Source organism: Pseudomonas sp. NPDC087346 (assembly GCF_044744235.1).
Taxonomy (GTDB): Bacteria; Pseudomonadota; Gammaproteobacteria; order Pseudomonadales; family Pseudomonadaceae; genus Aquipseudomonas.
In genome coordinates this window covers 1-19,894 of sequence record NZ_JBIUXX010000005.1, presented here as the reverse complement: position 1 = coordinate 19,894, position 19,894 = coordinate 1, and the positions used below count along the sequence as shown (strand labels likewise).

Here is a 19,894-nt window from a genome sequence, read left to right as displayed (position 1 = left end):
TGAAAAGTCAGCCACCTGCCTAGCAGGTGAAAAACGGCAATGTCTGACACACCTATGGGCAATGGACTACAAGCCCAATAGACATCTATGTAGCCCTTGTTACACAGGCATCTCACAGTATTTGGAAGCTGAATCGTGCCCACTAAAAATTCACTAGACATGTAGCGTGAGTTACATAAATACTGTTTTAACGGATTATGAAACGAATTCAACATCCCCATCCAGCAGGAGCCCGGATGCCCCCTCTTAGAGACCTGATCACCGATCCCGGCCTGGAACTGACGCCGTCAGAGCGCAAAGTGATTCGCGCCTTGCTCGACCAGTATCCTCGCAATGGCCTGGGCCCGATGTCGCGTCTGGCCGAGCATGCCGGCGTCAGCGATCCGACCATTGTGCGTCTGGTGAAAAAACTCGGGTTTGGCGGTTACGCCGAATTCCAGGATGCGCTGCTCAGTGACATGGACCATCGCCTGCGCTCGCCGCGCACCTTGCTGCAACCGCGCTCGAACCTGAACAAGGATGACGCCTGGAGCCATTACCTGGCCGACAGTCATCGCCTGCTGGTGGAAACCCAAGCCCTGACCCAGCCTGAAGACGTGCGGATTCTGGTGGACTGGCTGCTCGATGTGCGGCATCAGGTGTATTGCTTCGGCGGCCGTTTCAGCAGCCTGATGGCCAACTATCTGCTCAATCACCTGCGCCTGCTGCGTCCCGGTTGCTTTGCGCTGGAAGACAACGCGCAACTGCCTGATCGGCTGTTCGACCTGCAGCGTCAGGACGTGGTTTTGCTGTTCGACTATCGCCGCTATCAGACCCAGGCCCTGCGCGTTGCCAGCGCCGCCAAGAAAAACAACGCACGGGTGGTGCTGTTCACTGACATCTATGCCTCGCCGCTGCGTGAAATGGCCGACCTGATCATCAGCGCCCCGGTGGAATCGGCCTCGCCGTTCGACACCATGGTCCCGGCGCTGGCTCAAGTTGAAGCGCTGATTGCCTGCCTGACCCTGCGCAGCCCGGATCTGGCCGATCGCCTTGAAGGCATCGACGCCCTGCGCAACGATTTCGCGACTCACTTGCTGGAGGAAAAATAAGGATGTTCAGCCTTCCCCACCGCTCGCCGCGGGACTTGCCGTTTGTCACCGATCACACCGCCCTGTTGCTGGTGGACATGCAGCGCGCCTGGCTCGAACCCCAGTTCGATCCACACCTCAGCGGTCCGGACGCCGAGTATTTCCTGACCCGCGCCCATATGCAGGTGGTGCCCAATCAACGCCGGTTGCTCAGTGCCTTTCGCGAAGCGCGGCAGAATGTGCTGCACACGATTATTGAAAGCCTGACAGCCGATGGTCGCGACCGCTCGCTGGACCACAAACTGTCGGACATGCACCTGCCCAAGGGCTGCGAACAGGCACGGATCATTGAAGACCTGACCCCGGTAGAAAACGAAATTGTCCTGCCGAAGACCTCTTCAGGGGTCTTCAACTCGACCAATATCGATTACGTGCTGCGCAATCTGCAAACCCGGCACCTGATCATCGCCGGCATCGTCACCGATCAATGCGTCGACATGGCCGTGCGTGACGCCGCCGACCGTGGTTATCTGGTCACCCTGGTGGAGGACGCCTGCGCCACTTATAGCGCCGAACGTCATCACGCCTGTCTGAACGCAATCAAGGGTTATTGCTGGATCACTGACACTCAGACCGTGCTTGGCCGCTTGCAGGAGATGCGGCCATGAGCGAACGCCTGACGCCGCTACCGATGACCACCATCGTCACCACTGATCTGATCGGCATCACCCGTGGCCGCTCGTTTCCGACCGATGAGCTGGAACATTATCTGGCGGCCGGCTGCGGCTGGGTACCGGCCAACAGCGCGTTGACGCCGCAAGACGTCATCGCCTCGACCAACCCGTGGGGCGCCTACGGTGATTTACGCCTGATCCCCGATCTGGCGAGTCGCGTGACCGTCAGCAACGGCCCGGATGCCGAAGCGTCGGCGCTGGACTTCATTCACGGTGACATCCGCGAGACCGATGGTCGAGCGTGGGGCGCTTGCCCGCGTACGCTGTTGAGCGATGAAGTCGAGCGTTATCGCGATGAGCTGGGCTTGCAGGTCAACGCTGCGTTCGAACACGAATTCAACCTGCACGCCGGATTTGCCGAACACCTGGCGTTTTCGCTGGAAGCCCAGCGTCAAGGCGCAAGTTTTGGTGGCTGGCTGCTCAGCGCCCTGCGCGCTGGCGGCGTCGAGCCGGAGATGTTCCTGCCGGAATACGGCAAGCACCAATACGAAATCACCTGCCGCCCGACACTGGGCGTGGCAGCGGCGGATCGTGCGGTAAACGTGCGTGAGATCACCCGTGAAATTGCCCGTCAGATGGGACTCGACCTGAGTTTCGCGCCGAAAACTGCAGCGGATGCGGTGTGCAACGGCGTGCACCTGCACGTCAGCCTGCTGGATCTGGCTGGTCAACCGATGCTGTATGACGCTGGCACCAGCAATGGTCTGTCGAGCCTCGGCCAGCATTGGGCGGCGGGCGTCCTGCATTACTTGCCAGCGTTGTGTGCGTTCACCGCGCCGACGCCGGTTTCGTACGAACGCTTGCAGCCGCATCACTGGAGCGCGTCCTACGCCTGCCTAGGGCAACAAAACCGTGAGGCAGCGCTGCGCATCTGCCCGACCGTGACGCTGAGCGGCAAATCGGTGGCGGCGCAATACAACTTGGAATTCCGCGCCATGGACGCCACCGCCTCGCCGCACCTGGCGATGGCCGCGCTGCTGATCGCCGGACGGCTGGGGATCGAACAGCGTCTGGCGCTGAATGCAATTACCGATGAGATCCCCGATTCACTCAACAACGAGCAACGCAAGGACCGGGGCATCGTTGCCCTGCCCGCCTCGCTGGCCCAGGCACTGGATTGCCTGCGCCGCAGCGCTGCGCTGAATGAAGCGCTGCCGAGTGCGTTACTCGACACTTACTACGCCCTTAAAACCGAGGAACTGGCGCTGACGGAACAGCTCTCGCCCGCCGACCTTTGTGAGCACTATGCACGCCTGTACTGAATCCGCCGAGCTTGGGTTGTACACCCGACCGGTCTACAACTTGAGCCGAGCAGACTCGACGCACCCAGTGATTCTGGTGTGCGAGCACGCCAGCCGTTACATCCCCGAAGCCCTGAACAATCTGGGCCTGGATGATGCCGCCGCCCGCGAGCATATTGCCTGGGACATCGGTGCGTTGGAGCTGGCTGAGCAGTTGTCCGAGAAACTTGGCGCAACATTGTTAAGTGCCAACTACTCGCGCCTGCTGATCGACCTCAATCGCCCTCGGCACGCCCCTGACAGCATTCCGCCGCAGAGCGAGATTTATCAGGTGCCAGGCAATCGCGAGCTGGACGAAGCCACTCGCGAATATCGTCGCCAAAGTTTGTTCAAACCGTTTCACACGCGCTTGCAGACGCTCATCGATGAGCGTATCGCCCAAGGCCTGCCGGTGCGTGTGGTGGGGATTCACAGTTTCACCCCGGTGTATTACGGCCAGCCGCGCACCCTGGAAATTGGCGTGTTATTCGGCCAGTCCAAAGATTATGCTCAACGCCTGCTCGAGGGTCTCGGCGAGCATTCGCTGAACGCAGCAGGAAACCAGCCATACAAGATTGACCCACTGGGCGACATGACCGTGCCGGTGCATGGCGATGCCCGGGGTCTGGAGTCGGTGCTGATCGAGGTGCGCAATGATCTGCTGCGCAGCCCCGACGCGGTATCGCGCTGGGCCGAGCGTCTCGCGCCGCTGCTTTAAACACTGTTCTGAAAAATGCTCTGACGATTCATGAAGCTGTAAACGATGGACCGACATAACAACTAAAACGATAGACAGGCTGACAAGGAGTTGCGCTTCATGGAAATTGAAGAGTTCGGCTACAAGCAAGAGTTGAAACGTAGCCTCACGCTCACCGATCTGGTGGTGTACGGGATGATCTTCATGATCCCCATCGCACCGTTCGGCGTGTACGGCTACGTCAATGCCGAGGCACCGGGGATGGTGCCGCTGGCGTACATCATCGGCATGGTCGCGATGCTGTTCACCGCATTGAGCTACGGCAGCATGGCCAAGGCTTTCCCGATAGCAGGTTCGGTGTATTCCTATGCGCAGCGCGGCCTGAACCAACACGTTGGTTTCATCGCCGGCTGGCTGATGTTGCTCGACTATCTGTTGATTCCACCGCTGCTCTACGTCTATGCGGCGATGGCACTTAACCACTTGTACCCGGACATTCCGAAAGTCGGATTCATCCTGGCGTTTTTGGTCAGCGCGACCTTCGTCAACCTGCGCGGCATCACCTTCACCGCACGGATGAACATCGTCTTCCTGCTGGCGCAACTGGTGGTGCTGGGGATCTTCCTGTTCTACGCCTGGACTGCCCTGCACAACGGCGGCGGTAACGGCGAACTGACCCTGGCGCCGCTGTATCACCCGGAAAATTTCAACTTCGCGCTGCTGATGCAAGCGGTGTCGATTGCGGTGTTGTCGTTCCTCGGCTTCGATGCGATTTCGACACTTGCCGAAGAGATCAAGGGCGACCCGGGCCGCAGCGTCGGCAAAGCGGCGCTGATCACCCTGGTGGTGATGGGGGTGATTTTTGTCGTGCAGACCTGGATCGCCACCGATCTGGCGGCGGGCCTGGGCTTCAAGTCGGCAGACACCGCGTTCTATGAAGTTGCCGAAATCGCTGGCGGCAGCTGGCTGGCAACGCTGACTGCCGTGGCTACGGCACTGGCCTGGGGCGTCGCGGTGGCGATCACCTCGCAAGCCGCAGTATCGCGCCTGCTGTTCGGCATGGCCCGTGACGGCAAGCTGCCGAAAGTGCTGGCCAAGGTGCATCCGAAACACAACACACCGTACCTGAGCATTTATCTGGTAGCCGTGCTGTCGCTGGTGATCTGCTACCTGTTCATCGACTCGGTCGACACCCTGACTTCACTGGTCAACTTCGGCGCGCTCAGCGGTTTCATGCTGCTGCACCTGACAGTCATCAACTACTACTGGCGTCGGCAGAAGTCCGGCCAGGTGATCCGTCACCTGATCTGCCCGGTGATCGGCTTCATCATCGTCGCGGCCATCATGTACAACATGGGCGTCGAAGCACAGAAACTCGGCCTGATCTGGATCGCACTGGGCCTGGTTTACCTGTTCTTCCTGAACAAGCTCGGCGCCAGCACCGCGCTGCCTGACCCGAGCAATGGCTGACAAGAAAAAGGGCGGCGTCTGACAACAAATCAGGCGACCGCCGCTTTAAAGCGTGGAACCAGACAGTGATAGTCAGGTTCGGCGGATTCGCCGAACCCTTTGATACAGGAGTGCATCCATGCTGGTCTTACGCCCAGTCGAGCTAACCGACCTGCCTCAGTTGCAGCAACTGGCCCGCGACAGCCTGGTGGGAGTGACATCCCTGCCGGACGACAGCGAGCACCTGCGGGCAAAAATTGCTGCCTCCTGCGCATCATTTGCTACCCCGGCGCTGGCTCAGGGCCCGGAAAATTACTTTTTCGTACTCGAAGACACCGAACAGCAACGCCTGCTCGGCTGCTCGGAAATTCTCGCCACTGCCGGCTACAAAGAACCGTTCTACAGCTTGCGCAACCGGCACTTCACCAGTGCCTCGCGCGAGCTGAACATCGAACACGGCGTGCCGGCGCTGTCGTTGTGCCACGACCTCAGCGGCCACACGCTGTTGCGCGGGTTTCACATCGACGCCGCACTGACACGAACCCCGTTTGCCGAATTGCTCTCACGGGCGCGCCTGCTGTTCATCGCCGCCCATGCACCGCGTTTTTCCGATGCGGTGATCACCGAAATCGTCGGCTACAGCGACGAGGACGGTCATTCGCCATTTTGGGATGCACTGGGCAAGCACTTCTTCGACCTGCCTTATGTTGAAGCCGAGCGCCTGTGTGGGCTGCAAAGCCGCACGTTTCTCGCTGAACTGATGCCGCAATACCCGATTTATGTACCGATGCTGTCCCAGGCAGCTCAGGACTGCATTGGCCGCATCCACCCGGATGGCCAGGAAGCGTTCGACATCCTGGAACGCGAAGGCTTTGAAACCAACAGCTACATCGACCTGTTCGACGCCGGCCCGACGCTGTATGCACGCACTGCCAATATCCGTTCGATTGCCCGGAGCCAAACGGCGGTCGCTCAGCAGCGCACGTTGATCGATGCCCGTGGCCGCTATTTGTTGAGCAACGACGAATTACAGGGTTTCCGCGCGATCATCGCCGAACTGGATTACCAACCCGGGCAACCGCTGACCCTCACCCCGTCCATGTGTGCCGCGCTGAACGTGACTGCGGGCAGCCCGATTCGGCTGATTGCTCTGTGAACCGTGCCGAAGGAGTTACCGCATGATCGTCCGTCCGGTCAAAGTCAGTGATCTGCCTGCGCTGATGAACCTGGTACAACAAGCCGGCCCGGGGTTCACTACTCTTCCGGCCAACGAAGAACGCCTGGCCCATCGGGTGCGCTGGGCACAGCGTGCTTTCGCCGAGCAGATCGAACGTGCCGATGCCGATTACCTGTTTGTACTCGAAGACGATGACCTGCGCGTGGTGGGTGTCAGCGCCATGTCCGGGGCCGTCGGCCTGCGTGAGCCGTGGTACAACTATCGCGTCGGGCTGACCGTCAGTTCGGCGCCGGATCTCGGCATTTCACGGCAAATTCCGACGCTTTTTCTGAATAACGAACTCACCGGACAATCCGAGCTTTGCTCGCTGTTCCTGCACCCGGATCAAAGGCATGGCAGCAATGGCCGACTGCTGTCGCTTGGGCGTCTGCTGTTCGTCGCCGAGTTCCCGCAGTTGTTCGGCGACCGGATGATCGCCGAATTGCGCGGCAGTGCCGATGCTCAGGGCTGCTCGCCGTTCTGGGACAGTCTGGGCCGGCACTTCTTCAAAATGGATTTCAGCCACGCCGACCACTTGTCCGGGCTAGGCAACAAATCGTTCATCGCTGAACTGATGCCGCGCCAACCGCTGTACACCTGCATGCTGACCGAACAGGCACAAGCGGTGATCGGGCAACCGCATCCCAATACCGAGCCGGCGCTGAAAATCCTCCGCGAGGAGGGTTTTGTACATAAGGGCTACATCGATATCTTCGATGGCGGGCCGGTCATCGAGGCCTCGATTCCGAACATCCGCACCGTGCGTGACAGCCTGGCGCTGACCCTGAGCATCGGCACGCCGGATGATCAGGCGCCGCTATGGCTGATCCACAACCGACGGCTGGAAAACTGCCGAATCACCGTGGCGCCGGCCCGCCGGGTAGGCAACAGTCTGGTGGTCGACCGCCTCACCGCCAAGCGCTTGCAACTGCAACCGGGCAACTCGGTGCGGGCGGTGTTGTTGCCCAATCAGCAACAGCATGCCGTGGCGGCCTAAACCGCCGCTCTCTCGCCACAGGGAGGATTTCAGTCTCCTCCAGTTGGCACCGTCAGAAAATTCGTCATGATCCTTGACCCATTCGCGTGATAGCCTTTTCATTCTTCGGCGTTGACACATTTGCTCAAGCCTTTCCATTCCTTTGTATTGGTGGAACTCGTATGACCAGGCTTTCCCATCAAGATTTGCGCCGTAACTTCCGTCAACTGCTGGCATCCGACACCTGCTACCACACGGCCTCGGTGTTCGACCCGATGTCCGCGCGCATCGCCGCTGACCTGGGTTTTGAAGTAGGGATTCTCGGTGGCTCGGTAGCCTCGTTGCAGGTACTCGGCGCCCCCGACTTTGCCTTGATCACCCTTAGCGAATTCGCCGAGCAGGCCACGCGCATTGGCCGCGTCGCCCAGTTGCCGTTCATTGCTGATGCCGACCACGGCTACGGCAACGCGCTCAATGTGATGCGCACCATCGTCGAACTGGAGCGCGCCGGTGTCGCCGCGCTGACCATCGAAGATACGCTGCTGCCGGCACAATTTGGTCGTAAGTCCACGGACTTGATCACCGTCGCTGAAGGCGTCGGCAAGATCCGCGCAGCACTCGAAGCCCGGGTCGATACGGAAATGGCGATCATCGCCCGTACCAACGCCGGCATCCTGCCCGTGCAGGAAATCATCAGCCGCACCAAGCAATATCAACAGGCCGGTGCCGATGGCATCTGCATGGTCGGGGTACAAGACTTCAACCACCTCGAACAGATCGCCGAACACCTGACTGTGCCGCTGATGCTGGTCACCTACGGCAACCCGGCACTGCGCGACGACAAGCGTCTGGCCGAACTCGGCGTGCGCGTGACCATCGATGGCCACGGCGCGTACTTTGCCGCAATCAAGGCGACTTACGACAGCCTGCGCGAACAGCGGCAGATCTTCACTCAGGCTTCGGACCTGAGCGCGACCGAACTGACGCACACCTATACCCAGCCTGAGGAATACATTCTCTGGGCGAAGGAATACATGAGCGTCAAAGAGTGATGTGGAAACCCGGCTGACGCCATCGCGGGCAAGCCACGCTCCCACAGGTTATGTGTCTGACCATAAATTCATGATCACCACAAAATCCTGTGGGAGCGTGGCTTGCCCGCGATGAGGCCAGCAGCAACAACACTGAAGCACGATCAGCCTGTGGCTATTTGGCCAACTCCATGATCATCCGCGACAGCAGATAAATCCGTGGCGCGACGCTCTCGACCTCGGCGTATTCCTCCGGCGTATGAATATTGCCGCCGACGATCCCGAAGCCATCCAGTGTCGGCGTTCCCACCCCGGCCGACAAACTCGCATCCGCCGCCCCACCACTGCCTTCCTCGGTCAATTTGCGACCGATTTCGCCGTAGATCCCTTGCGCCATCGCCATCAATCGATCCGACTCAGCCGTTTGCGGCATCGGCGGCAGACCGCGTTGCAAAGTGGTTTTCACTTCGGTGTCAGGAATCAATTTGTCCTGCGATACCCGCGCCAGATCCTTTTCGATCCGGTCGAACTCTTCCGGCACTGCCGCTCGCACATCAGCCTTGGCCGTGGCCTGATCCGGGATCACGTTGGTGCGATCACCGGCCTTGAGCACGGTGAAGTTGATCGTGGTTTTCTTTTCCTCATCACCGAGTTTGCCCAGTTGCAAAATCTGATGCGCGACCTCCATTGCCGCGTTGCGCCCCAGTTCCGGGGCGACCCCGGCATGGGCCGCTTTGCCTTTGACTTCGACCAGCGCCGTGGCACTGCCCTTGCGCCACACCACCAAGCCATCGGCCGGACGGCCCGGTTCGAGATTGAGGGTCACATCGTGGAGTTTCGCGGTTTTCTTGATCAGGTCGGTGGCGACGTCCGAGCCGGTTTCCTCGCTGGCATCCAGCAGGAAGGTTATTTGCGCGTAGTCCTTGAAATCGAGGTTCTTTAGAACTTTCAGCGCATAGATGCCGGCGACGATTCCGCCCTTGTCATCCATCACGCCCGGCCCATAAGCGCGGCCATCCTTGATATGAAATGGTCGTTCAGCAGCGGAGCCTTCCTTGAACACCGTGTCCATGTGCGCCATCAGCAGAATTTTTGCCTTGCCGGTGCCTTTGAAAGTCGCCAGCACATGGCTGGATTTTTCTGGGGTGTTGGGCACCAGTTCGATGGTCGCACCAAGTTTTTTCAGTTCGTCGATGGCGATGTCGCTGACTTGCTTGAGCCCCGGTTCATAACCTGAACCGGAGTCGATGTTGACCAGTCGTTCCAGCAGTTTCAGGGCTTCGGGTTTGTATTGTTCGGCATCGGCGAGCACTTGTTTGTGTGGTTCGGCGAAAGCGCTGGAGGTAGAGAAAGCGAGGCTCAGGCCAAGGCTGGCAGCGAGCAGAGTACGCGGGAGATGGAACGTCATGAATCGATCCTTGTTTCGTGTCGGGGGACTGAAACCGTACCCGACTTCGACACGAGGCTCCATGCCGGATGCGACACAAACCTAATCAACAACACAAACCCTTGTAGGAGTGAGCCTGCTCGCGATAGCGGTGTGTCAGCCACCATTTTCGGTGACTGACACACCGCTATCGCGAGCAGGCTCACTCCTACAGGGGAGATTTGGTGAGCGTTCAGACCGAGTCGAGCAACTCGTGATGTGGCCGATCGCTGTTGCAGATCACCCGGTTACGTCCGTTGGCCTTGGCTTCATACAGGGCCTGATCGGCATCATTGAGCCAACGAGTCGCATCGCTATGGGCCGGATCGTAAGCCGCCAGGCCAATGCTCAGGCTGACCGTCAGCGCCGGGCTCTGTTCATAACCCAGAGTAGAGAACCGCTCGCGCAGCGACTCCATCGCCTGCGCCGCATTGAACAGCGGCAAATCCGGGAGGATCACGCAGAACTCATCACCGCCATAACGCCCCGCCACATCGGCAGCCCGCAGGTTCTGTTTGAGCATTTTGCTCAACTGGCGCAGCACGATATCGCCGGCGACGTGGCCGTAGGTGTCGTTGATCGCTTTGAAATGGTCGATGTCGATCAGCGCAATCGCGGCACCCTGCTTCTGCAGCCTGCAACGCTGGAAGGCGATGTCCAGCTGATCTTTCCAGGCGCCGTGGTTGAGCAGACCGGTGAGGCTGTCGGTGCGACTCAGCGCCAGCAATTCACGCTTCTGTCGCCCGAGGGTGTAAGCCTGACGAAAGCAGATCCAGCCCAGTGCCAGCGGGTACAGCATCAACAGCGGCAGGCAGGCATACAGCTGCGCCGGCGAGGTTTGCATGACCAGCGCCGGCGCAAACACCACCAGACCGACGCCGACCCCAAGGATCTGCACCGCCAGACCTGCCGCGAGAAAACGTAAACCGCCGATGGCGACGTTGTTCATCGCCATCATCGAAATGGTCGTGGCACTGGGCAGCGGATTGAAATGCATGGCGGCGACCCAGAAGCCGCCCATGAAGGCGTCGACCAGCAGATTTCGATATTCGGCGTGATACGGCACTCGCGCACGGCGTGCCCATTGATAGCCCAGATGCGGCCAGACCAGGCCGTTGAACAGCATCAGACCCCAGACCCATGCCGGCGGATCGAGCGGGTACATGGCCACACTGACGCACACCAGCCCCAGAACCAACCCGAGGGCTCGCGATGTATATAGCCTCCTTGCCAATGAAAGTCCTTTTCCCCCCGTGCTTCCCATAAGGGCCTCGAACACTCAACGGAACCTGCGCACACCGTCAGACGGATGTGATGGGAGTCTATCAGGGAGCCGCTAAATAGCCATCACCGACCAGCGCCCTGAATACCGCGTCATTGTGACCGCGCACAGTGCGAATTTTTAGCTATACATGAAAGGAGGAAAACGGAATAACGACTATAAGAAGGAGGCCCATGCAGACCTACCAGGTATTGATCATCGGCAGCGGTTTTGGTGGCCAGTGCGCGGCGGTCAACTTGCTCAAGGCCGGTATCAATGACTTTCGCTTGCTGGAGCGACGGGATTTCTTCGGTGGCACCTGGTGCCAGAACACCTATCCCGGCGCGGCGGTTGACGTCCCCTCGCCGCTGTATTCGCTGTCATTCGCGCCGTATCCCTGGTCGCAGATGTTTGCCGAACAGGCGCAACTGCATCAATACACCGAGTACGTGATCGACAAATTTGGCCTGCGTGAGCGCGTCGAACTGCAAGCCAATGTCGAGCGCGTCGAGTGGGATGACACGGAAAAGCACTGGGTCGTGCACACGGGCGCCAAGGGCATCTTTCACGCGCAGTTTCTGATCAATGCCACCGGGCCATTAAGCCAACCGGTGATCCCGCAATTCCCCGGGCAGGAACGCTTTCTAGGCAAGACATTTCACACAAACAATTGGGATCACAGCTACGACTACCGCGGTAAACGCGTGGCTATCATCGGCAGTGGCGCCAGCGCGGCGCAGGTGATTCCGGCCATTGCGCCGCAGGTCGAACAGTTGCATGTGTTCCAGCGCACAGCGCATTGGGTATTGCCCCGTGCCGATCGCACCTTCGGCCGTTTTCAGCGCTGGCTGCTGGGTTTGAAACCGGCCGATAAATTGTTGCGCTGGTTGATCTACTGGCAATTCGAAACCCGGGTGATCGCCTTCAAATATTCGAAACCGGCGATTCATCTGGTGCAGCAACAAGCCCTGCGTTTTCTCAAGCGCCAGGTGCCCGACCCGGTTTTGCGCGAAAAACTCACTCCGGATTTCACCATCGGCTGCAAACGCATCCTGCTTTCCAGCACCTATTACCCGGCGCTGACCCGCGCCAACGTGACCTTGCACACTCGCGAACAAGGCATCGCCGCGCTCGACGAAACCGGCATCGTCACCACGGACGGCCAGCACATCGATGCAGACCTGATCGTCTGGTCGACCGGCTACGACGCCACCGATGGGGTGATTTCCTATCCGGTTACCGGCAAGCACGGCGTGCAGCTCAAGAACGTCTGGGCGCAATACCCGCGCGCCTATCTCGGCACCAGTCTGCCGGACTTTCCCAACCTGTTTATCGTCACCGGCCCCAACACCGGGATCGGCCATACTTCAGCGCTGTTCATCATCGAGTCGCAGATGAACTACATCCTCGACTGCATCCGCACCCTGCACGCCAAAGGCCTGCGCAGCATCGAAGTGCGGCCCGAAGCGGAACGTACCTACACTGAAATGATCCACCAGGAGATGGAGCGCACGGTCTGGAAGTCCGGCGGTTGCCACAGTTGGTATCAGAGCAAGAGCGGTCATGTGATCGCAATGTTTCCGGGGTTCAGTTTCAGCTATTACCGGTTGACCCGGGCGCTGAAACCGGCCGACCACATTCTGTCCTGAACACGTAAAAGGAAGACGTCGATGCTTGTGCTGTTTGTCGCCCTCGCAGTTTTCGTGGCCTGGAGCTGGTTGAGTTATCCGGCGGTCGGTCATTGGCTGTATGACCTGAGCATGGCTATCGAGGCCAAGCTGTATCGCCTGCACAAAATCGAAGTGCCGATCGCTGAAATGAGCGTCTCGACCTGGCAGGGCGGCCCCTACGAAGCCGCCAGCGCGATCCTGATGCTGCACGGCTACAGCGCCGAAAAAAACATCTGGCTACGCTGCGCCCGGCATTTTGTCGGCCAATACCGGGTGATCATCCCCGACCTCGCCGGCCACGGTGAAACCGGCTTCAAGGCCGGCGGCGGTTACGACATCCCGTTGCAGGCCAAGCGCATGATCCAGTTACTCGACGTTTGCGGCGTGGAGAAAGTGCATGTAATCGGCAATTCGATGGGCGGCTACATCGCCGCGTGGCTGGCGGCGACTTATCCAGACCGGATCGCCTCAGTGGCGCTGATTGACCCGGCCGGCGTCACTGCGCCGGAGATGAGCGACATGGAGCGTCATCTGGCCCGTGGGCATAACCCGTTCCTGATCAATTCCCGGGAAGAGTTCCGCAACTTCTACGCGATGACCATGGCTTCGCCGCCGTGGGTGCCGGGACTGGTGCTGGACGCCATTGCCCAGCGCTATGAACAGCAGCGTGATGAGCTGGAGGAGATCTTCCGCGACTTTCACGCCAGTCCGCCGATGGAGCCGAAACTGGCCGACATCAAATGCCCGGCGCTGCTGCTGTGGGGGCGCAAGGATCGGTTGATTGATGTAAGCAGCGTACCGGTGTGGAGCAAAGGTATCGCCAATCTGCGCGTGGAGGTGTGGGACAACGTCGGGCACATGCCGATGGTTGAACAACCGGGGAGTACCGCTCGGCTGTACCGGGAGTTCTTGGGAAGTCAGCGATGAATGTTTTTTGTGGCCGCCCCTCGGTTCCTGTGGCGAGGGGATTTATCCCCGATGGGTTGCGCAGCGGCCCCAATCAAGTGAACGCGTTCTATCTGGTTCAGCGTGGTGTCCGCATCAGGGCTGCTTCGCAGCCATCGGGGATAAATCCCCTCACCACAAAAGAACCTATAACCAGTAGCGGGCGGCAATGAACATCCTCTACGACGAACGCCTCGACGGCCCCTTACCCGAAGTCAACAAAACCGAATTGCTCAAAGCCTTGCAGCAGGCAATACCCGACCTCGACATCCTCTGGCGCGAAGAAGAACTCAAACCCTACGAATGCGACGGCCTCTCGGCTTACCGCACCACACCAATGCTGGTCGCCCTGCCCCGGCGGCTGGATCAAGTGCAAGCGCTGCTGAAACTGTGTCACGCACAACGTGTCCCGGTGGTCGCACGCGGCGCTGGCACTGGGCTGTCCGGCGGCGCACTGCCACTGGAGAAAGGCCTGCTGCTGGTGATGGCGCGGTTCAACCAGATCCTGCACATCGACCCCGCCGCACGCACCGCACGGGTTCAACCCGGCGTGCGCAATCTGGCGATTTCCCAGGCTGCCGCGCCGTTCGGCCTGTATTACGCGCCGGACCCGTCCTCGCAGATCGCCTGTTCGATCGGCGGCAACGTCGCGGAAAACGCCGGTGGCGTGCATTGCCTGAAGTACGGCCTGACTGTGCACAACCTGCTGAAACTGGAAGTCCTGACCATCGAGGGCGAACGCCTGACGCTGGGCAGCGAAGCCCTCGATTCGCCGGGTTTCGACCTGTTGGCGCTGTTCACCGGTTCCGAGGGTTTGCTGGGGATCATTACCGAAGTCACGGTCAAACTGCTGCCCAAGCCACAAGTAGCGAAAGTGCTGCTGGCCAGTTTCGACTCAGTGGAAAAGGCTGGCCGGGCAGTAGCCGAAATCATCGCGGCAGGGATCATTCCCGGTGGCCTGGAGATGATGGACAACTTGGCGATTCGCGCCGCCGAAGACTTCATTCACGCCGGCTACCCGGTGGATGCCGAAGCGATCCTGCTGTGCGAACTGGACGGTGTCGAAGCCGATGTTCATGACGATTGCCAACGCGTCCGCGACGTCATGTCCAAGGCGGGCGCCAGCGAAGTCCGTCAGGCTCGCGACGAGGCCGAACGCGTGCGGTTCTGGGCCGGGCGCAAAAATGCGTTCCCGGCCATTGGCCGTTTATCACCGGATTATTACTGCATGGACGGCACCATCCCCCGCCGCGAATTGCCCGGCGTGCTGCAAGGCATCGCCCGCCTCAGCGCGGAATACGGTTTACGCGTGGCCAACGTGTTCCATGCCGGTGACGGCAACATGCATCCGCTGATTCTGTTCGACGCCAACGTCCCCGGCGAACTGGAGCGCGCCGAAGCACTGGGCGGCAAGATTCTCGAACTGTGTGTGAAAGTCGGCGGCAGCATCACCGGCGAACACGGCGTCGGCCGGGAAAAAATCAATCAGATGTGCGCGCAATTCAACAACCAGGAGCTGAGTCTGTTTCACGCGGTCAAAGCCGCTTTCGATCCGCACGGTCTGCTCAATCCGGGGAAAAATATCCCGACGCTGCACCGTTGCGCCGAGTTCGGAGCGATGCACATTCATGCCGGACAACTGCCGTTTCCCGAGCTGGAGCGTTTCTGATGGCTGACTTCGATGCCGCCGATGCGCTTCTCGATCAGGTCAATCAGGCACGCGCCAACGGCACACCGCTGAGAATTCAGGGCGGCAACAGCAAGGCGTTTCTTGGTCGCGAAGTCGCCGGTGAAGTGCTCGACACGCGTGTCCATCGCGGTATCGTCAGTTATGAGCCGACCGAACTGGTGGTCAGCGTACGCGCCGGCACACCGTTGTCCGAGCTGCTCGCGACACTGGATGACGCCGGGCAAATGCTGCCGTGCGAACCGCCCTCATTCGGCGAAGTCGCCACGGTCGGCGGGATGATCGCGACCGGATTGTCGGGGCCTCGGCGGCCATGGTCAGGCTCGGTGCGGGATTTTGTCCTCGGCACACGCGTCATCAGCGGTCATGGCGAGCATCTGCGCTTCGGCGGTGAAGTGATGAAAAACGTCGCGGGCTACGATTTCTCGCGGCTGTTGGCCGGCAGTTTCGGCTGCCTCGGCGTGCTCACCGAAGTCTCATTGAAAGTGCTGCCCAAACCTCGGCAATGCTTGAGCATTCGCCTCGATATCGATTGCCCGCGAGCGCTGACCAAGCTTGCCGAGTGGGGCCAGCAACCGCTGCCGATCAGTGCCGCGTGTCACGATGGCAACAGTCTGTATCTGCGTCTGGAGGGTGGCGAAGGTTCGGTGACTGCCGCGCATCAACGACTCGGCGGTGAACCGCTGGACTCGACGTTCTGGCGCGATCTGAATGAACACCGTCTGAGTTTTTTCGACGAGGGCCTGCCGCTGTGGCGCCTGTCATTGCCCAACAACCTCGGGCCAGCGGAACTGCCGGGCGCACAACTGATCGACTGGGCCGGTGCGCAACGCTGGTTGAAATCTGACGCGGAGCACATTCAGGTTCTCGCTCAGGAACTCGGTGGGCACGCCACCTGTTTTACCCACGGCGCCAGCGATCAGCCGTTCCAGCCATTGGCCCCGACGCTGATGCGTTATCACCGGCAACTGAAGACGCAACTCGACCCGCAGCGACTGTTCAACCCCGGCCGGATGTACCCGGAGCTCTAGGCATGCAAACCACTCTCAGCGAACAATCCCGACGCCTGCCCCGCGCCGCCGAGGCAGAAAAGATTCTGCGCAGTTGCGTGCATTGCGGTTTCTGCAACGCCACCTGTCCGACCTATCAACTGCTCGGCGATGAACTCGACGGCCCACGCGGGCGAATCTATCTGATCAAGCAAGTGCTCGAAGGCGCACCGGCCACCGCGCAGACTCAACTGCATCTGGATCGCTGCCTGTCGTGTCGCAACTGCGAAACCACCTGCCCCTCCGGCGTCGATTATCACAACCTGCTGGACATCGGCCGGGCAGTGGTCGATGCGGCCGTGCCACGTCCGGCAGCCCAGCGTTTGCTGCGTGAAGGGTTGCGTGCGTTGGCGCCGAATCCTGCACTGTTCAAAGGCTTGCTGCGGGTCGGTACGACGTTTCGTCCGCTGCTGCCACGGATGCTTGAAAGCAAACTGCCGCAGCATCTGCCGACATCAGGCCTGCGCCCTGTGTCACGCCATGCGCGACGTGTGCTGTTGCTCGAAGGCTGCGTGCAACCTGGGCTTTCACCGAATACCAATGATGCGACGGCGCGGGTCCTGGACCGATTGGGTATCAGCGTGACTGCGGTCAGCGAGGCCGGTTGCTGCGGCGCGTTGGACTATCACCTCGACGCCCAGGAGAAAGGCCTCAACCGTGCCCGACAGAACATCGACGCATGGTGGCCGCATCTGCAAAACGGCGCCGAAGCCATCGTGCAGACCGCCAGTGGCTGCGGCGCGTTCATCAAGGATTACGGGCATTTGCTGCAGCATGATCCGCGCTATGCCGACAAGGCGCGGCGAGTCAGCGAACTGACGCTGGATCTGGTGCAAATACTTGCGCAAGAACCTTTGGAGCAGGTCTGCGCGGCGACTGAGCGACGAATCGCCGTGCATTGCCCGTGCACCCTGCAACACGCATTGAAACTCGGTGGCGCGGTGGAAGCAGTGCTTTCTCGACTGGGTTTCAATCTGACGGCAGTGCCGGACGGGCATTTATGCTGCGGTTCGGCGGGCACCTATTCACTGACCCAGCCGACGCTCGCGCGGCAGTTGCGCGACAGCCGCCTCAATGCCTTGGAAAGCGGTCACCCGGAACTGATCGTCACTTCCAACGTCGGTTGCCAAAGCCACCTCGCCAGCGCCGGACGCACGCCGGTTAAACACTGGATCGAACTGGTGGATCAGTCGTTGGCAGAATGAAGTCCGTAGGATTCTTCGTTTGCCGACGTCAGCGAAGGCTGCGATCTTTTCCTCCATCCTCTATATGACCGTGGCAGGAATTTTTTTCATGACCGAGCAGCGTTTCGTCAGCCCCGACCTGATCCGCCAACGCTTTTCCAAAGCGATGTCCGACATGTACCGCGAAGAAGTGCCGCTGTACGGCGCGCTGATGGGACTGGTGGAACAGACCAATCGCGACGTGCTCGCGCGTGAACCGGACATCGCCCGGCAACTCGACAGCACTGGCGAAATCCAACGCCTGGACATGGAACGCCACGGCGCCATTCGCGTTGGCACCGCGCAGGAACTGGCCACCCTCGCCCGCCTGTTTGCGGTGATGGGCATGCAACCGGTAGGTTATTACGACCTGACCCCGGCGGGCGTGCCGGTGCATTCGACGGCGTTTCGCGCCGTGCATGAAACGGCGCTGCAAGTCAGCCCGTTTCGGGTATTTACCTCGTTGTTGCGCCTGGAATTGATCGAAGACTCCGAGCTGCGGGCGTTCGCGCAGTCAGTGCTGGATCAGCGGTCGATCTTCACCCCGACGGCCTTGCGTTTGATCGCGCAGGCGGAATCGGCGGGCGGACTGGACGAGGTTGAGGCCGCAGAGTTTGTCTTGCAGGCACTGGAAACCTTTCGCTGGCATCACAGCGCTACCGTCACCGCCGCGCAATACCAGACGCTCAGCGCCCAGCACCGTTTGATCGCCGATGTTGTGGCATTCAAAGGCCCGCACATCAACCACCTGACCCCGCGTACGCTGGACATCGACATCGTGCAGGCGCAAATGCCGGCGCATGGCATCACGCCCAAAGCCGTGGTCGAAGGCCCGCCGCGCCGGCAATGCCCGATCCTGCTGCGCCAGACCAGTTTCAAGGCGCTCGACGAACCGATTGCGTTTACCGACCAGAGCGACAGCCGGGGCAGCCACAGCGCGCGTTTCGGCGAGATCGAACAACGCGGCGCGGCGCTGACACCCAAGGGCCGTGCGTTGTATGACCGCCTGCTGAACGCTGCCCGCGATGAACTCGGCGAATTCCCCAACGAAGCCAATGCCGCCCGCTACAACGCACTGATGAGCCGGCACTTTGGCGAATTCCCTGACAGCATCGAAGGCATGCGTGAACAGGATCTGGCGTACTTTCGCTATGTCGTCACGGAAAAAGGCCACGCCGCGCAGGGCGTTGCGGGTGCGTCACTGCAGGAACATCTGCGCGAAGGCCATGTGAAAGCGGAGCCATTGGTGTACGAAGATTTCCTGCCGGTCAGTGCGGCGGGGATTTTTCAGTCGAACCTCGGGGATGCGGCGCAGACCCACTATGGTGAACACTCGAATCGGCAGGCATTCGAGCAGGCACTGGGGCGTTCGACGATTGATGAGTTGGGGTTGTATGCCGAGACACAGCAGCGTTCGATTGATGAGTGTCTGGCGCTGCTCTCGCATCGGTAGATTTTTTGCTTTTCCAGCCAATGATGGCACCAGGCCTTACTGCGCAAGAAGTTGCGCACTTGTTTCGCGAAAAACCTCATCAAAACCGCTACAGGCCATGATTGACGCGGCCTGCAGCCAAGTGCGCAAGAAGTTGCGCAGTACTGCGCAACTTCTTGCGCACTTCAGGCCTGATTCTCTCGGTATTTTCGTCCCGTGAACCGCACTGAATCGGTAACTCTTTGTTTCCTATGGAGGCCCATTCTGTTGGCACATTCCTTGATAACGATTCAGGTACCCACCGGGCGATTTCGCCTCCCGGGCACCCTAAATCAGTCAGCAAGGAGAGCACCCTCATGGCAACACCAGCGTACATGTCCGTCACCGGCGAAAAACAAGGCCTGATCACTGCCGGCGCGTTCACCGCCGACTCCGTTGGCAACACCTACCAGGAAGGTCATGAAGACCAGGTCATGGTTCAGGCATTCCAGCACGACGTGATCATCCCGCGTGACCCGCAATCCGGTCAGCCAACCGGCCAGCGCGTTCACAAGCCGGTCATCATCACCAAGGTCTACGACAAAGCCTCGCCTCTGCTGCAAGCTGCTCTGACCTCGGGCGAGCGCATGAGCGAAATCGTTATCCAGTGGTATCGCACTTCTGCTCAAGGTACCCAAGAGCACTACTACACCACCAAACTGGAAGACTCGATCATCGTCGCCATCAACAACAAAATGCACAACTGCCA

The 19,894-nt window shown here is 60.0% G+C and carries 17 protein-coding genes; 15 read left to right on the top strand and 2 right to left on the bottom strand.

Annotated features, from left to right (window positions below; genetic code table 11):
* Positions 1-236: 236 nt before the first annotated feature.
* The 8 genes from ACIOZM_RS04630 to ACIOZM_RS04595 all read left to right on the top strand — a co-directional run bounded on the left by ACIOZM_RS04630 (position 237) and on the right by ACIOZM_RS04595 (position 8,474).
* Entirely contained in the window at positions 237-1,091 is an 855-nt protein-coding gene (locus tag ACIOZM_RS04630; protein WP_401209970.1) for a MurR/RpiR family transcriptional regulator, read from the top strand.
* 2 nt (positions 1,092-1,093) lie between these two features.
* Entirely contained in the window at positions 1,094-1,738 is a 645-nt protein-coding gene (locus ACIOZM_RS04625; protein WP_401209968.1) for an isochorismatase family cysteine hydrolase, read from the top strand.
* A complete protein-coding gene (locus tag ACIOZM_RS04620) occupies positions 1,735-3,066 on the top strand; it encodes a glutamine synthetase (protein WP_401209965.1) in 1,332 nt (443 codons plus the stop codon). Before ACIOZM_RS04625 ends, ACIOZM_RS04620 begins: the two co-directional genes overlap by 4 nt.
* Complete coding sequence (locus tag ACIOZM_RS04615) at positions 3,050-3,802, top strand: N-formylglutamate amidohydrolase (protein WP_401209962.1); 753 nt, start codon at positions 3,050-3,052, stop codon at positions 3,800-3,802. The genes ACIOZM_RS04620 and ACIOZM_RS04615 overlap by 17 nt, the downstream gene beginning before the upstream one ends.
* A 99-nt stretch (positions 3,803-3,901) precedes the next feature.
* A complete protein-coding gene (locus ACIOZM_RS04610; RefSeq protein ID WP_401209959.1) occupies positions 3,902-5,251 on the top strand; it encodes an APC family permease in 1,350 nt (449 codons plus the stop codon).
* 118 nt (positions 5,252-5,369) lie between these two features.
* Entirely contained in the window at positions 5,370-6,386 is a 1,017-nt protein-coding gene (locus ACIOZM_RS04605; protein WP_401209956.1) for an arginine N-succinyltransferase, read from the top strand.
* A gap of 22 nt (positions 6,387-6,408) precedes the next feature.
* Positions 6,409-7,443, top strand: coding sequence for an arginine N-succinyltransferase (astA, locus tag ACIOZM_RS04600; protein WP_401209953.1), 1,035 nt, complete (start codon positions 6,409-6,411; stop codon positions 7,441-7,443).
* Positions 7,444-7,604: 161 nt separating this feature from the next.
* On the top strand, positions 7,605-8,474 hold the full coding sequence (locus ACIOZM_RS04595; RefSeq protein WP_401209951.1) for an oxaloacetate decarboxylase: 870 nt from the start codon (positions 7,605-7,607) through the stop codon (positions 8,472-8,474).
* Positions 8,475-8,628: 154 nt separating this feature from the next.
* Here the strand turns inward: ACIOZM_RS04595 and ACIOZM_RS04590 are convergent, their stop codons facing one another.
* Positions 8,629-9,861, bottom strand: coding sequence for a M20/M25/M40 family metallo-hydrolase (locus tag ACIOZM_RS04590; protein WP_401209948.1), 1,233 nt, complete (start codon positions 9,859-9,861; stop codon positions 8,629-8,631).
* Between the two features lie 211 nt (positions 9,862-10,072).
* Entirely contained in the window at positions 10,073-11,143 is a 1,071-nt protein-coding gene (locus ACIOZM_RS04585) for a diguanylate cyclase (RefSeq protein ID WP_401210412.1), read from the bottom strand.
* Between the two features lie 191 nt (positions 11,144-11,334).
* On the opposite strand from ACIOZM_RS04585, the gene ACIOZM_RS04580 reads away from it, so the two are divergent.
* The 7 genes from ACIOZM_RS04580 to ACIOZM_RS04550 form a co-directional block, all read left to right on the top strand.
* Positions 11,335-12,789, top strand: coding sequence for a flavin-containing monooxygenase (locus tag ACIOZM_RS04580; protein ID WP_401209945.1), 1,455 nt, complete (start codon positions 11,335-11,337; stop codon positions 12,787-12,789).
* Between the two features lie 21 nt (positions 12,790-12,810).
* On the top strand, positions 12,811-13,737 hold the full coding sequence (locus ACIOZM_RS04575) for an alpha/beta fold hydrolase (protein ID WP_401209942.1): 927 nt from the start codon (positions 12,811-12,813) through the stop codon (positions 13,735-13,737).
* Between the two features lie 187 nt (positions 13,738-13,924).
* Complete coding sequence (gene glcD, locus ACIOZM_RS04570; protein ID WP_401209939.1) at positions 13,925-15,424, top strand: glycolate oxidase subunit GlcD; 1,500 nt, start codon at positions 13,925-13,927, stop codon at positions 15,422-15,424.
* Complete coding sequence (glcE, locus tag ACIOZM_RS04565; RefSeq protein ID WP_401209937.1) at positions 15,424-16,473, top strand: glycolate oxidase subunit GlcE; 1,050 nt, start codon at positions 15,424-15,426, stop codon at positions 16,471-16,473. The genes glcD and glcE overlap by 1 nt, the downstream gene beginning before the upstream one ends.
* 2 nt (positions 16,474-16,475) lie before the next feature.
* Entirely contained in the window at positions 16,476-17,696 is a 1,221-nt protein-coding gene (gene glcF, locus ACIOZM_RS04560) for a glycolate oxidase subunit GlcF (protein ID WP_401209934.1), read from the top strand.
* Between the two features lie 88 nt (positions 17,697-17,784).
* Positions 17,785-19,167, top strand: a complete 1,383-nt coding sequence (locus tag ACIOZM_RS04555; RefSeq protein WP_401209931.1) for a VOC family protein — start codon at positions 17,785-17,787, stop codon at positions 19,165-19,167.
* A 335-nt stretch (positions 19,168-19,502) separates the two neighbouring features.
* Positions 19,503-19,894: Hcp family type VI secretion system effector (locus ACIOZM_RS04550; protein ID WP_401209928.1), on the top strand; the 392-nt coding region annotated here is incomplete at its 3' end.

Coding starts and splice junctions, on each gene's coding strand:
- ACIOZM_RS04630 (WP_401209970.1), top strand. CDS start 237: ATGCCCCCTCTTAGAGACCTGATCACCGATCCCGGCCTGGAACTGACG.
- ACIOZM_RS04625 (WP_401209968.1), top strand. CDS start 1,094: ATGTTCAGCCTTCCCCACCGCTCGCCGCGGGACTTGCCGTTTGTCACC.
- ACIOZM_RS04620 (WP_401209965.1), top strand. CDS start 1,735: ATGAGCGAACGCCTGACGCCGCTACCGATGACCACCATCGTCACCACT.
- ACIOZM_RS04615 (WP_401209962.1), top strand. CDS start 3,050: ATGCACGCCTGTACTGAATCCGCCGAGCTTGGGTTGTACACCCGACCG.
- ACIOZM_RS04610 (WP_401209959.1), top strand. CDS start 3,902: ATGGAAATTGAAGAGTTCGGCTACAAGCAAGAGTTGAAACGTAGCCTC.
- ACIOZM_RS04605 (WP_401209956.1), top strand. CDS start 5,370: ATGCTGGTCTTACGCCCAGTCGAGCTAACCGACCTGCCTCAGTTGCAG.
- astA (WP_401209953.1), top strand. CDS start 6,409: ATGATCGTCCGTCCGGTCAAAGTCAGTGATCTGCCTGCGCTGATGAAC.
- ACIOZM_RS04595 (WP_401209951.1), top strand. CDS start 7,605: ATGACCAGGCTTTCCCATCAAGATTTGCGCCGTAACTTCCGTCAACTG.
- ACIOZM_RS04590 (WP_401209948.1), bottom strand. CDS start 9,861: ATGACGTTCCATCTCCCGCGTACTCTGCTCGCTGCCAGCCTTGGCCTG.
- ACIOZM_RS04585 (WP_401210412.1), bottom strand. CDS start 11,143: ATGGGAAGCACGGGGGGAAAAGGACTTTCATTGGCAAGGAGGCTATAT.
- ACIOZM_RS04580 (WP_401209945.1), top strand. CDS start 11,335: ATGCAGACCTACCAGGTATTGATCATCGGCAGCGGTTTTGGTGGCCAG.
- ACIOZM_RS04575 (WP_401209942.1), top strand. CDS start 12,811: ATGCTTGTGCTGTTTGTCGCCCTCGCAGTTTTCGTGGCCTGGAGCTGG.
- glcD (WP_401209939.1), top strand. CDS start 13,925: ATGAACATCCTCTACGACGAACGCCTCGACGGCCCCTTACCCGAAGTC.
- glcE (WP_401209937.1), top strand. CDS start 15,424: ATGGCTGACTTCGATGCCGCCGATGCGCTTCTCGATCAGGTCAATCAG.
- glcF (WP_401209934.1), top strand. CDS start 16,476: ATGCAAACCACTCTCAGCGAACAATCCCGACGCCTGCCCCGCGCCGCC.
- ACIOZM_RS04555 (WP_401209931.1), top strand. CDS start 17,785: ATGACCGAGCAGCGTTTCGTCAGCCCCGACCTGATCCGCCAACGCTTT.